Source organism: Neobacillus sp. FW104-15D2 (genome assembly GCF_058790155.1).
Map to the genome: position 1 here is coordinate 73,920 of NZ_JBYTCJ010000004.1, position 13,070 is coordinate 86,989.

Here is a 13,070-nt window from a genome sequence, read left to right on the forward strand (position 1 = left end):
GAGTGACATAAATGGCAGTTCAAAATCCATACCAGTCTTACCAGCAGAATTCCGTTAACACAGCTTCCCCGGGTGAACTGACGTTGATGCTTTACAATGGATGCCTGAAGTTTGTTCATCAGGCGAAAAAAGCAATTGAAGATAAAAATATTGAGGCGAGAAACACTAATATCCAAAAAGCCTCTAAAATCATTACAGAGTTAATGGTTACACTCAATCAGGAATTAGAGATTACTAAACAGATTCTTCCTCTCTACGACTTTATGAATCGCCGTCTTATCGAAGCTAATTTAAAAAATGACCTTACAGCTCTTTCTGAGGTGGAAGACCTTTTGGTAGATTTCAGAGACACATGGAAACAGGTTATTCAGCTAAACCGCCAAAAGCAATACGCACAAGGTGGCCAGGCATAATGAATAAGGTAAGAGAGCTTTATGAGGTGACACTAAGGCTCATAAACGTCCTCGAAGGGCAGCTTGACCGCGAGGACAAGATTATTATGATAGAGGATACCTTGGAGCTTAGGGAGGATATGCTGAAGAATGTTAAAACTCCTTATACCGAAGAGGAACAGCTGCTGGGAACACAGTTAATTGAGTTAAACAAAAAGCTGGAAATTCTTCTTGCAGCCGAAAAACTCCTTATCCAAAAAGACATCCGGGATTTAAATGAGCGAAAAAGGACCTCACAAAAATATGCCAACCCATATCAATCGCTTTCGACAGACGGAATGTTTTACGATCGCAAAAAATAATTTAATCAAACGTTTGATTAAAAGGCCGCCAGCTTAGCTCTGACGGTCTTTTTTTGCTTTCCTATATAGGACGATTTCCAAAACGGAATTCTCTAGTGCCATAAACACTCGAACGTTGTCACTATTTCCCTGTTGTTTTTGTCAATAATTCGACAAACTTTTTGTTCTGTTTTAGCAGGAATCACATAGGGTAAAATAGAAATGTATTTACATAGTCTTAACAAAGGAGGAGTTCGCATGAATTACAACATTCGTGGAGAAAACATTGAGGTAACTCCAGCAATCAGAGAGTATGTAGAAAAGAAGGTTTCCAAATTAGAGCGCTATTTTGGAGAAACACCTGAGGCTAACGTTAACGTAAACCTAAAATTTTATCAGGATAAAACATCAAAAGTAGAAGTAACCATTCCAATGCCGCACCTGGTGCTTCGTGCAGAGGAACAGAATGTCGATATGTATGGAGCAATTGACCTGATTACCGACAAATTGGAGCGCCAAATCCGTAAGCATAAAACAAAGGTGAACCGAAAGTTCCGTGAAAAAGAGAACTTTACTGCCATGTTCTCTTCTTTCGAGAGTACAGAGGCAAATGAGTTCGAGGAAGATGATCAGGATCTTGAAGTAGTACGTACGAAAAGCTTCGACCTTAAGCCAATGGACAGCGAGGAAGCGATTCTTCAAATGAACATGCTTGGCCACAATTTCTATGTATTTACTAACGCAGATACAAACCAAACAAACGTTGTTTACAAGCGTAGAGATGGTCGCTACGGCTTAATTGAAGCTCAATAATAACAGGAAAAATGCAGTCCGGGAATTCCGGACTGCATTTATTTTTACCATTCCGCAACGGTTCCGTCTGCATGCCTCCACAGTGGATTTTTCCAGCTGTGACCAATTTCGGCCATCTTGCGAACATATTCTTCGTTTACTTCAATTCCGAGGCCTGGTCCATCCGGGATTTTTACTGATCCATTCTGATATTGGAATACGGTATGATCCTTAATATAGTCGAGCAGGTCGTTTCCTTGGTTATAGTGAATTCCCAGGCTTTGTTCCTGGATAAATGCATTGTGTGATAAAGCATCTACCTGCAGAGATGACGCCAGCGCAATTGGGCCTAATGGACAGTGAGGAGCAAGCGCCACATCATAGGCTTCTGCCATGGTAGCGATTTTTCTTACCTCCGTAATTCCTCCAGCATGGGAAAGATCCGGCTGTATGATGTCCACATACCCCTCGCTAAGGATTTTTTTATAATCCCACCTTGAGAACATTCTTTCACCGGTTGCAATTGGTATATTCGTATGAGTAGCAATATCTCTAAGTGCTTCATTGTTTTCTGCGAGAACAGGCTCCTCAATAAACATCGGGCGGAAGGGCTCCAGCTCCTTTGCCAAAATCTTAGCCATTGGCTTATGAACCCTGCCGTGAAAGTCGATTCCTATGCCAAAATCCTTTCCGCATGCTTCACGGATAGCGGCAATCCGGGCAATGGCCTGGTCAATTTTTTCATATGAATCAATATATTGCAGTTCCTCTGTCGCGTTCATTTTCACTGCAGTAAAGCCGTTTTCTTGTGCGGATTTAGCTGCGATAGCAACTTCAGTAGGCCGGTCTCCGCCAATCCAGCTGTATACCTTGATAGAGTCACGCACTGCGCCGCCAAGTAGTTCGTAAACTGGTGCATTATAATACTTTCCTTTTATATCCCATAAAGCCTGGTCAATTCCGGATATAGCACTCATTAAGATAGGGCCGCCGCGATAGAAGCCAGCCCGGTATAAAACCTGCCAATGGTCTTCAATTTTTAAAGGATCTTTTCCGATTAGGTAATCCTTTAATTCCTCGACGGCAGCTTTAACGGTCGCTGCTCTTCCTTCTACAACTGGTTCGCCCCAGCCGACAATCCCTTCACTTGTTTCGATTTTTAAAAATAGCCAGCGCGGTGGGACTAGAAAGTTTCCATTTTGGTGATTTTCATATTTTTACTTCCTCCTGGCGTGCTTTTTCTATTAACCTTACAAATTTTCGTGCCGTATCCTCAATGACATCAAAACGCCTTGTTTCCAAGGCTTCCTTATTCATAAGTGTTCCGCCTACCCCGACTGCAACTGCACCGTTTTTAATAAATTGCTCTACATTATCCAGAGAGACACCCCCGGTGGGCATAGCGGGAATATGGCCAAGCGGTCCCCTTAATTCACGGAAATAGTTGGGACCCAAGGAGCTAGCGGGGAATACCTTCAGAATGTCTGCGCCCGCCTGATAGGCTTTCACAATTTCCGTTGGCGTCATAACCCCAGGGATGGAAATTTTCCCATAACGAAGGGTCATTTCAATGGTCTTTTCATCTAAAGTTGGTGAAAAAATAAAATCAGAACCCGCTTCGATGGCTGTTTTGGCAGTCGCGGCATCAAGGACGGTTCCTGCTCCAACCAGCACACGCTGTCCGAATTCCTGCTTCAGCTGCTCGATCATGCGGAAGACCCCGGGAGTATCTACAGTGATTTCAAGAGCTCCAACACCACCGTTTACCAGAGCCTCAGCGATAAAAGCAATCTGTTCTGCCTTAGGCTTTCGAATGACCGCTACTAAACCTGAATCTGTTAATCTTTTAAGATTTCTTAGCTTTTCCATTTGCTTCACACCCCTCTATCTTTTTACATCCTGTGCATCCTGAATTCCTTTAAGCATTTGGTCAACCTCATCCTTTGAAGGCAGGCCTTCCACATCCCCATTCACTCCCACGACAATGGAACCTACAGCGTTTCCGCGTCTGACCGCCTCGGAAATGGAATCACCACGGAGAATTCCGCTAATTACACCGGCTGCAAAGCCATCTCCGGCTCCTACCGGATCAACGATTTGCTGGACCGGGAATCCTGGGACATATCCTTGCTCGTTCGCAGTATGATAATAGGCACCTTTGTCCCCAAGCTTGATGATAACCGTTTTGTCTTTGTCCATAGACAAAGCTTCAGCCATCTCCTCAGGTGATTTTTTGCCGGTAATTAACTCAGCTTCATCTAGTCCAGGCAGAATGATGTCTGCTACTTTAGCCATTTGGAACAAAACCTCTTTTGCTTCTTCCCGGCCCCACAGTTTAAGGCGGATATTGGGATCGAAAACAATTTTCACACCGCGTTTCTGAGCTATTTCAATTGCTTTGAAAATTGCCTGACGGCTTGATTCACTTAGGGCAGGAGTTATCCCCGTGACGTGAAGTATCTTTGCATCTGCAATGTACTCTTCATCCAAATCCTCAGGGCCAATTAAGCTTGCAGCGGAATTTTTACGATAATAATAGACCCGCATGTTATTAGAAGATCTTTTCTCTTTAAAAAATAAACCCGTAGGTGCCTCGTCTGTGTAAATGCAGCGAGATGTATCCACTCCTTCACCGCGGATAAAATTATGGATATAGCGCCCAAATGGGTCATTCCCGAGCTTACTGAACCATCCAACACTATGGCCCAATCTTTGCAGGCCGATGGCAACGTTGGATTCTGCACCGCCAATTTGCTTAAAAAACGTATGGTTGTATTCAAGGGGAAGCATTTCCATTGGGTTGAAAAGAACCATTGTTTCACCAAAGGTAACGACTTCTAAATTTTTCATTCGATTTTTCCTCCAGAGGTTAAATTAAGGTCTTCGGCTGGAACTTTGTCAGCAAGCAGGCTCGGCTTAAACCGGTGTATTTTTGGCTCGGCTGTATCTTTATGAAGGATTTTTTGCAGAAGCAGTTCAGCTGCTTTATTCCCCATCTCAAAGGTGGGATGAGAAATAATGGAGAGTGAAGGCTCAAAAATCGATGCAAAAGGCACATCGTCAATTCCGATAACTGCTAACTTATCCGGAACAGAAATTCCTGCTTTTTTTGTATATTTTAAAACCTCCAGAAGTGATAGATCATTGGATGCGATTAAAGCGGTGGGAGGGGAGGGTATAGAAAACATTTTCTCAAGACCCCTTTGCAGGTGTTCGATTTCCATGCTCTGGATGTAGTCGGTATTTATGGGAATTCCATGCGAATGCAAAGCTTTCTTATAACCTGTGATTCGTTCTATTCTAGGTGTGATTTTAAGCTCAGTGGAGGGGGTCACTATTCCAATCCTGCTGTGGCCCTTGCTGAAGAGATGGTTAACGGCCATCATGGATGCGGATTCATTGTCCAGCAGGAAAACATCAATATTTACTTCTTCGATTATCCGATCCATAAAAATAACGGGGTAGCTGCTTTTTACCATGGAATGATACAATTCAAGGTTACCACCGGTTGGAAATAGCACAAGGCCGTCTACCTGTTTTGCCTGAAGCATTTGAATATACTTTTCTTCTGTTAGAGGATCGTCGTCGGCATTACAGACAATTACGTGGAAATCATTTTCCCGGCATGTATCTTCGATTGCACGGATAATCTGGGTTGAGAAGGTATGAAGAATGTTGGAAACAATGATTCCGATAGTGGAGGTACGCTTTTGCTTTAAGCTTCTTGCAATAATATTCGGATGATAATCAAGCTGCTCAATTGCCTTTTCAATCCGCTGTTTTGTTTCGGCACCCATAAAATCAAATCTTTTGTTTAAATACTGTGAGACCGTGCTTTTTGAGACTCCAGCGGCCTTGGCAACCTCTGAAATGGTTACTTTTTTCATTTTACTCTCCTTTTATAAACCGATTTACTAAACCGGTTTATAAACAAATTATAAGAGATGTTGAAAGCCTTTACAATTAATTTTTATAATTTTCCGCCAATTAACTTTTTAAATAATTGAAGCAGGATTTTCTTTTCGCTTCTCGAAAAAGTAATAATACAAATTTAGGAGGATAAAACAACATGACTTTTTCAATTGTAGGATATGACCCACAGGCAAAAGAGTGGGGAATCGCTGTTCAATCCAAGTTTCTCGGCGTTGGAGCTGTTGTACCTTGGGCTAAGGCAGGAGTTGGGGCAGTAGCAACTCAGTCCTATGCCAACACTGCATATGGTCCCGATGCGCTTGCATTAATGGCTGAAGGAAAGAGTGCTGCAGAAGCACTTGAAATCATCCTTGCCGAGGATAAGGATAAGGAAATGCGCCAGGTTGGTCTAATTGATGCCAATGGAAACGCGGCAACATTCACCGGTAAGGAATGCTACAACTGGGCAGGAGGCATCACAGGGCCTCATTTTGCAGCACAAGGTAATATTTTGGTAGATGAAAAAACAGTAGAAGCAATGGCATCTACCTTTACTTCCACAGAAGGAACTCTTGCAGAGCGCTTGCTTGCAGCACTAAATGCCGGACAGGAAGCAGGGGGGGACAGCAGAGGTCAGCAGTCGGCAGCATTGCTTGTTGTTAAAGAAGCAGGCGGCTACGGCGGCTATAATGATCGCTTTGTTGACCTTCGTGTAGATGAACATCCTGACCCGATTACAGAGCTGATTCGAATCTATCACCTTCAGCAGCTTTACTTTGCTCCCTCTAAGCAGGAAAAGGTCGTTCCAATTGATGGAGAGGTTGAGACAGAACTTGCTGCAGAGCTTGCCCGCCACGGTTACTTGCACTTCAATATTGTTCAGGAAGAAGAGCTTCACAAAGCATTAACAGCCTATCTCCACACCGAAAACTTCGAAATGCGCGAACAGGAAAAAGGCTTTATTGACCTCGAAGTATTAGAATTTATGAAAAAACAAAGTTAATAACTAGAAAAGCGGAAGCGCCCGTTAAGCGCCGTATGGCCATTTGAAGAAAGGCTAAGATCGCCACGTCCTGTGGCAACGCCTTTCTGACCCGCGTCCTGCGGGCCTCCGCTTCGACTGAGATAAAGGAAACACGAAACATGCAATGTTTCGATGTTGACTTATCGTAGGGAGGAGTGGGGTGGACATTAGTCGCTGGGCGCTGAAGCTAGACAATATGGAAAAAACAGCTGAAAATTACTTTTCAGCTGTTTTCTTTTTGAAAGAAATGTACAGAATGGTAGTATAAAAGAAAGAAGGTTTGATCGGGGAGGAATTATTTTGAATGAGAAAATAAATAGAAACGATCCATGCCCATGTGGCAGCGGAAAAAAATATAAAAAGTGCTGTGGCCTTAACGAGGTCATATCCATTTCCAATGTTATTGAGGATGAAGTTGTAAGGCTGCAGCACCAGCTGGTAGATTATGCCCTGCAGCATTATGAACGCGAGATTGAACAAGATTATGAACAGCTCGAACCGCATCTAAATCTAAATGAAGAGTCTGAACAGGATTTTTATTTAACGATTCATACGATCTGGTTTACCCTTTTCAAAGAAGTAGACGGTGGGGAGACCATTCTTGAAAAATTTATTCGCTATGAATCAAAAAATATTAAAAGGCCGAAGCTGAAGGATATTTTGAATACATGGACAGATGTCCGGATATTAGCAGGAGAAGCAATCGACATTGATGGAAACACTCTTAAGCTTAAAAACTTTTTTACGGGAGAAACAGAAGAAATTTCTCTTGTAAATAGCCATAAAGTGGAAGGTGGCAAGAACTCGTTTATCTTTGGTATGGCGATGCCTTACGAGGAAAAGCTCATCTTTATTCCGTCATTGATCGAACTTACAAACCTTCAGCCTGAAATTGCTTATCAATTTATCGAGGAAAAATCTGCTCAATTGGGATACGATTCACCGGAGGAAGGTTTTAGTGCCTTTTTTATGGAAATCATGAACGACCTTCCTTCAGTTGGACTCACTGTTGAACCGGACAACTTGGAATGGTCAGCTCCGGTTTATCAAGAAGTAGCTGAAGTTTTTCAAAAGAAAATGAATGAACTTAACGAAAGTCCAACCCTTACCGAATTTGGTATTCTCATTTGGCATAAATTTTGCGAGAAAAAGCAAAAGCAGATTAAAAATCCGGCTGTTTATGCTGCTGCTCTTCATTATTTGATTTCATTCATATTCCCAGAGGATTTCCCAAACACGCAAAAGAAAGTAGCAAAGATTTATGGCGTATCCGCAGGGAGTATATCAAGCCGTTACTATGAATTGGATGAGGTGCTGCATGATGACATAGTTCAGATGCTGGAGGAGAGTGCAGGACCGGCCGAGGCTGGCATTAATCCATTAGCCTCTGAACAGATGCTGAACAGTGTATTTGCCGAAATACAGGAACAGGGCCTTGAAAGCATCGAAGAAATTGAGGAGTTTTTAAATAAAAAAATAAATCAGCCGCAAAAGCCGGTGAAAAAGACATCCCGAAACAATAAGGAACATGCACAAAATCTAATTTACGAAGCATTTGAAGCCCAAGGTCTTGATCGATATAAGCTGGCATTGGAGGCGCTAGACCTTGACCCTTCTAACGCTGATGCTTATAACCTTGCCGGGGAGTTTGCCGACAGTCCTGAAGAAGCAGCCGAAATATATAAAAATGGAATGGAAGCAGCTGAAAAAGAACTTGGAAAAGAATTTTTTCTTGAAAACAGAGGTTATTTCTGGGGGTTAATAGAAACGAGACCATACATGCGGGCAAAAAATAAATATGCTCAGGCCCTTGTGGTTATTGGAAAAAGCGCAGAAGCAGCCAGCGAATACGAGGCCATACTCGAACTTAATCCAATGGACAATCAGGGCGTCCGCTATGATCTGTTTCCAATATACCTTGAGTTAAAACAGTTTGATAAAGCAAAGGCACTTCTTAAGCAGTTCCCTGAAGGTTCAACCCACTGGCTATTCAACGAGCTCTTACTCGAACTCCTTGAAAAGGGCAAAACGGCAAAAGCAACCAGACTGCTGAAAAAAGCCAATGCACAAAACAAATACGTCATTGACTATATTACCGAAAAAAAACGCCTGCCAAAGCAAATGCCTGAATACTACGGCTGGGGCGACCAAAACGAAGCCATTATCTATGCCTTCTCGGCCTTCCTAATCTGGAATGGGGTAGAAGGACTGCAGGAATGGATAGCGAAGAAGAAATAAAAACGAGAGGCGTGGGCCTCTCGTTTTTTTATGGGGTTCCTGATTTGGGTGCGTGGGCTGCTTCTATAAAGGATTTTGAAGCACCGCCGTGGCACAAAGAACATGCATGCTTGCCTTTATCAGTTGAAGGATCATGGCCTTCCGATTTGGCGATATCAAGTGCCCTTGCAGTTTTTCCGTAAATATCGGTTGATCCATTATGGCACTTGGTGCAAAAATTTCTTTCGTTTGCTGCATCCCAAGTTTTACCCGAAGATACAAACTTTTTAACGGGATCAGTGATTCTTATATTACCAAGTTCATCTCTTAACATTTTAATATTGTCAGATCCATGTGTTTCATGGCACTCAGCACATGGGAGGGTACCGTTTAATTGACTTCCGTCATCCTGGATCAATTCGGTACCTGCCAGCATAAATAGATGTTTAGAGTTTTGGTCAGTATAATAGGTTTCAATATCAGATTGGACTAGTTTAGCTGTTACTTTTTCAGCATTATGACAGCGTAGACATAAAGAGTAGTCAGTTACAGTCGGAACCATTTTATAAGTTTTATCCGCGTTAACATCTACTTTCCTGGAATTAATGGCACCGGTAGCAGTTAACGTTTTAGCATATTGTAGGGCTTTATAAACTCCATCTGGATAGGTTGTTTGATTAAAGATGGAATAATCCTCATGACAGCTTTCACAGGATGTATCCAGGCTATCCACAACCAGAGACGTTAAGCCGTTTTTATTTCGGTCGGCTTCTTGGTGAGTATAAATATAATGATCCTTCAATAGATTCGGATTATCAGATGACCACTCAAGATGAGGGTTATGGCAGCTGGTACAAGCCTCTGGCTGCTTTAAAGTATTTGATGCATTATCTGTGTATTCAGCTGGATTATTGTGATGGAACGCTTTCTCGATATTGCTTATAAAAGGCGCATTTGTCGTTCCATCATGGCAGGCCATGCAATAATTTTGTGAGGCATCCTGTTTCAATTTATCATTAAAATCAACTAAATAAGAACCGCCCTCATCCTGAGATTTTGTGGGATCTAATTTTTGTAATGGGTTGTTAACATGCGTACTGTGACAGGCAGCACACATATTGGTATTCAAATTATAATGACCATGTGGATTGGAACTCTCCTGACCAGATGGGCTATCAGTAAAGTCATCCCATTCAGTGTTTGTTTTTGTAGTGAATTTAAAAAACTTGGCAAATACAAGATTATTATTATCATCTGAGAGAGAAGGTTCCAGATATACTAAATAAATTTTATTGTTTTCCAAATCCCTATTTGGCTTAAAAGTAATATCGTAAGCATACTTTCCGGCGGGAGGATCTGCATTTAAATCAACAGTCGACGCACCAGCTATTTCGGTAAGAGATTGTGTCTTCGATATAGGCGTTAATAAAACCTTTATTGGGTTATTGGATGTAACCTTAGACTCAAGTTGGAGCATTTGTTTATCATCAACTATGGTCATTCTAATTTGCGCATTTAGAGGCACACTTGTTAAATCTTCAGCATTTAATTCTTTATCGGGTGAGCCGGGAATCATAATTACTGATTTATAGATATAGGGTCTGGTTGAAATAGTAAAAGAAATACTTGATGTATTGGATGTATTATCGATGTTCGTTTTGTCTTTGATTGTAATCACAATCTTATGCGGACCTTCATTAGAATAAGTCTGAGTAAAAGACCAGGTTCCCGCAGTTCCAGTTGTACTTGTGATACTCCAGGTGGAAGCGTCCTTTACATTATCAGAGAGTTCAGTTATGATCCCATCAACTTCTTCTGAAGCGGAAAAAACCAGGTTAGAGCTTTGAATAGTTTGATCGGTATTTGTATAGGTGCCTGAAAGAGTCACTTCATAATTATGAAACTCCTGATTATTGTAAGGATTATTAATAGATACAGTGGGTTTTACTACAGTTGCATTTTCAACAGCAGTGGTTTCGGTAGTTGTATCAGTTGTTGTTCCAGTGGTAGTTGATTCCACAGCAGGCGATTCTGCGGGAGTTGTTCCATTTGTTGTTTCCGGTATTGTTGTTTCGGTAGCTGGCTGCGTATTGGTTGGATCAGTAACTGGCGTAGTTGTGCCAGCAGTTTCTGAATAAGCAATAGAAGGTGGAAGGTACCATACAGAATATCCAAGTAAAAAGGCAGCTAACAAACAATAGAGGAAATAGGGCTTTTTTACTCGAATTAGTTTTTTCATAATCTTCATCTCGTTTTCATGTGAATTTATGCAGGTAATTTGTATGATTATTTATTTATATATAGGGAGTATATGTATATTATAGCAATGAAAATGGGGAAAAGATGGGGCGAAAATGGAGCGGTTTATTGACGAATTTGTGTCCGCATGGGATAATAAAAAAACAAGGTAACAATATCACTATTGCTACCTTGCTTATTCTAATTATTAATAGTATTTTTTTGAAAGCTAACAAGTAGTGGCGCTATTTGTTGGCTTTTTTATTTTTATTGACCTCTTACTGTTCCAGGTTGACCACTTAAAGGTCTATCTACGTTATTTGGATTGCTCAAGAATTGTTCTCCTTGACCATGGCAAGCATAACATACAGCCATTCCAGTGTAACGTTTAAGAGCAGAAGATAGGTTTGGATCTTTCAAGTAATCAATTGCTGCTGCTGTTTGGTCTGTAACAGTACTATCGAATTTTTGTCCGGCTTTAATTAAATCATAATAAGTTTGGTCGTTTGCAGTTTTCATGATTTGAGCTTCAGAACCGTGACCGAAGTGGCAGCGTACGCAAGTTAACTCATCTGCACCTGTTTTGTGGCGGTGTGCAGTCGTATATACGCCCGTCACATCTTTACGAGTTGTAGATAGATAGTCAGTATGACAAGCAGAGCAATATTTACTCATTTGAGTACCGCTATCTGGAATAAAACTAGCATTTTTGTTGTCAAATAGGGTTGCAATATTACTAGTTGTTTCAACGTCAACACCGACAGAGATAGTGGCTGTAGATACATTTGCAACTTGAGTACCGTAAGCAAAGCCATCACGCCATACAACTGTCATTCCAGTGGCTCTAGTAATATCTGCACCTGTTGAGTCCTTAAGGATTGTATCAGCTTTATATGGATATCCTTTTTCTTGAAGCCATAGAGAATAATCTGCAACGTACTTAGTGTTATTCCATCTGTAAGTTTGTATAACATTTACAGGACCAGTTACGGTTCCCATCGCACGCTTATAAAAGAAGTTTGCATCCACGGCAGCTTGATCAGCTAAAGTAGATTTTACAAGAATGTATGGTGTGCTAAATGTAGTAGGTACACTTGTTTGAATTGGAAGATCTTTAAATAATTTACCGTTTTTTGTATCATTATTAGTAGTTGCGTATGCAACAGAACCCCAACCTAATGGATCCAAGTTCAAGTTATTTTCGCCTGAAGCTCCAGCAGAACCGTTACCATGTGGTGCGTGGCAGCTAGCGCAATCGAATTCTTGATCGAATGAAGAACCTGCAGCAGCGTTATTGTTACCACCTGGTGCGGCACTAACTTTTAAAGAACCATCTGCTTCGTGAAGAGAACCATTATGGTTTGAAGCTTGAACGTTGAATGTACCAGCAATGCTGTGTGCATTTTCTTCAGAAACTGGTGCGAAAGAGTTATACGCTCCTGTTGTGCCATCGTGACATGCAGAACATGTGCTGTAAACGCCGTCTTTGAATAATAAGTTGTCATCAGCACCTGTATGTGTTTGGTGACAGCTTGCACAGGAGTTTGTGTTATTTTGATAGAAACCGTGAACTTTTTGTCCGGATCTATTTTTTCTAGTGTTGTTAAAGCCAGTTTGGTTGGCGTTTTTAAGACCAGATCCATCTAAATCTACATGAGTATCAGGTGTTTGATACATATTTATATTGTGTGCGTCACTTACTAACGCTGTAGACTTTGAAAGTAATGTGGCATGAGTTGCGTCATCTGAATGGTATAACTCTACAACGTACTCTTTACCAGGTGTTAGAACTCCTGCAGCTATGCTTACTTTTCCTTTTTTAGTTGCATCAAGAATAGCAGTATATGTGTTAACTACCGCAGCCCCATCTTTTAGAACTAAGTCAAAAGATCTACCTTCAATATCAGCTGCATCTGCTGAGTTACCTGTAAAAGGAACATCAAGACCTAGACCATTTTGCACTGGCTTTAATCCATACGGATCTTTCGCAAAGGCAGCAGTGCTTAGGATTCCCACCAAGAAAAATGCAATGATTAGTGAGAAACTCATTTTTATTTTGCTCATTTTCAAAAACCTCCCTGTTACTTCTCTTTATATATATATCTGTAAACCTTCCAATCTTCATTTCCTTTAGGCATCACCTCCCATATTGTA

General features: G+C 41.3%; 10 protein-coding genes and 1 pseudogene. 5 read left to right on the top strand and 6 right to left on the bottom strand.

Translation table 11 applies throughout. From position 1 onward, the window contains the following. Positions 1-11 precede the first annotated feature (11 nt). The 3 genes from fliS (at position 12) to hpf (ending at position 1,546) form a co-directional block, all read left to right on the top strand. Positions 12-413 (top strand): flagellar export chaperone FliS, encoded by a 402-nt coding sequence (fliS, locus tag AC3WR0_RS04915; RefSeq protein ID WP_492551256.1) that lies wholly within the window; start codon positions 12-14, stop codon positions 411-413. Continuing rightward, entirely contained in the window at positions 413-754 is a 342-nt protein-coding gene (gene fliT, locus AC3WR0_RS04920; RefSeq protein ID WP_492551257.1) for a flagellar protein FliT, read from the top strand. The genes fliS and fliT overlap by 1 nt, the downstream gene beginning before the upstream one ends. Before the next feature lie 237 nt (positions 755-991). Further along, complete coding sequence (gene hpf / locus AC3WR0_RS04925; RefSeq protein ID WP_027322493.1) at positions 992-1,546, top strand: ribosome hibernation-promoting factor, HPF/YfiA family; 555 nt, start codon at positions 992-994, stop codon at positions 1,544-1,546. A 44-nt stretch (positions 1,547-1,590) separates the two neighbouring features. Here the strand turns inward: hpf and dgoD are convergent. The 4 genes and pseudogenes from dgoD to AC3WR0_RS04945 all read right to left on the bottom strand — a co-directional run bounded on the left by dgoD (position 1,591) and on the right by AC3WR0_RS04945 (position 5,412). Continuing rightward, positions 1,591-2,738 (bottom strand): annotated as a pseudogene (gene dgoD / locus AC3WR0_RS04930) (galactonate dehydratase). Further along, the gene (locus AC3WR0_RS04935; protein WP_492551258.1) at positions 2,735-3,394 is read right to left on the bottom strand and encodes a bifunctional 4-hydroxy-2-oxoglutarate aldolase/2-dehydro-3-deoxy-phosphogluconate aldolase; all 660 of its coding nucleotides are present in this window, start codon (positions 3,392-3,394) and stop codon (positions 2,735-2,737) included. The pseudogene dgoD and the gene AC3WR0_RS04935 overlap by 4 nt, the downstream one beginning before the upstream one ends. A gap of 15 nt (positions 3,395-3,409) precedes the next feature. Next, a complete protein-coding gene (locus tag AC3WR0_RS04940; protein ID WP_492551259.1) occupies positions 3,410-4,375 on the bottom strand; it encodes a sugar kinase in 966 nt (321 codons plus the stop codon). After that, positions 4,372-5,412, bottom strand: coding sequence for a LacI family DNA-binding transcriptional regulator (locus tag AC3WR0_RS04945; protein WP_492551260.1), 1,041 nt, complete (start codon positions 5,410-5,412; stop codon positions 4,372-4,374). Before AC3WR0_RS04945 ends, AC3WR0_RS04940 begins: the two co-directional genes overlap by 4 nt. A gap of 182 nt (positions 5,413-5,594) precedes the next feature. Between AC3WR0_RS04945 and AC3WR0_RS04950 the strand changes: the two genes are divergently transcribed. Both AC3WR0_RS04950 and AC3WR0_RS04955 read left to right on the top strand, forming a co-directional pair. Next, a complete protein-coding gene (locus tag AC3WR0_RS04950) occupies positions 5,595-6,440 on the top strand; it encodes a DUF1028 domain-containing protein (RefSeq protein ID WP_492551261.1) in 846 nt (281 codons plus the stop codon). A gap of 321 nt (positions 6,441-6,761) precedes the next feature. Next, entirely contained in the window at positions 6,762-8,699 is a 1,938-nt protein-coding gene (locus AC3WR0_RS04955; RefSeq protein ID WP_492551262.1) for an SEC-C metal-binding domain-containing protein, read from the top strand. A 28-nt stretch (positions 8,700-8,727) separates the two neighbouring features. On the opposite strand, the gene AC3WR0_RS04960 is transcribed toward AC3WR0_RS04955, so the two are convergent. After that, positions 8,728-10,917, bottom strand: a complete 2,190-nt coding sequence (locus tag AC3WR0_RS04960; RefSeq protein ID WP_492551263.1) for a hypothetical protein — start codon at positions 10,915-10,917, stop codon at positions 8,728-8,730. A 266-nt stretch (positions 10,918-11,183) separates the two neighbouring features. Further along, entirely contained in the window at positions 11,184-12,980 is a 1,797-nt protein-coding gene (locus AC3WR0_RS04965; RefSeq protein ID WP_492551264.1) for a cytochrome c3 family protein, read from the bottom strand. Between the last annotated feature and the right edge of the window lie 90 nt (positions 12,981-13,070).

Excerpts from the sequence above, each read along its gene's own strand:
- fliS (WP_492551256.1), top strand. The coding sequence starts at position 12 with ATGGCAGTTCAAAATCCATACCAGTCTTACCAGCAGAATTCCGTTAAC.
- fliT (WP_492551257.1), top strand. The coding sequence starts at position 413 with ATGAATAAGGTAAGAGAGCTTTATGAGGTGACACTAAGGCTCATAAAC.
- hpf (WP_027322493.1), top strand. The coding sequence starts at position 992 with ATGAATTACAACATTCGTGGAGAAAACATTGAGGTAACTCCAGCAATC.
- AC3WR0_RS04935 (WP_492551258.1), bottom strand. The coding sequence starts at position 3,394 with ATGGAAAAGCTAAGAAATCTTAAAAGATTAACAGATTCAGGTTTAGTA.
- AC3WR0_RS04940 (WP_492551259.1), bottom strand. The coding sequence starts at position 4,375 with ATGAAAAATTTAGAAGTCGTTACCTTTGGTGAAACAATGGTTCTTTTC.
- AC3WR0_RS04945 (WP_492551260.1), bottom strand. The coding sequence starts at position 5,412 with ATGAAAAAAGTAACCATTTCAGAGGTTGCCAAGGCCGCTGGAGTCTCA.
- AC3WR0_RS04950 (WP_492551261.1), top strand. The coding sequence starts at position 5,595 with ATGACTTTTTCAATTGTAGGATATGACCCACAGGCAAAAGAGTGGGGA.
- AC3WR0_RS04960 (WP_492551263.1), bottom strand. The coding sequence starts at position 10,917 with ATGAAAAAACTAATTCGAGTAAAAAAGCCCTATTTCCTCTATTGTTTG.
- AC3WR0_RS04965 (WP_492551264.1), bottom strand. The coding sequence starts at position 12,980 with ATGAGCAAAATAAAAATGAGTTTCTCACTAATCATTGCATTTTTCTTG.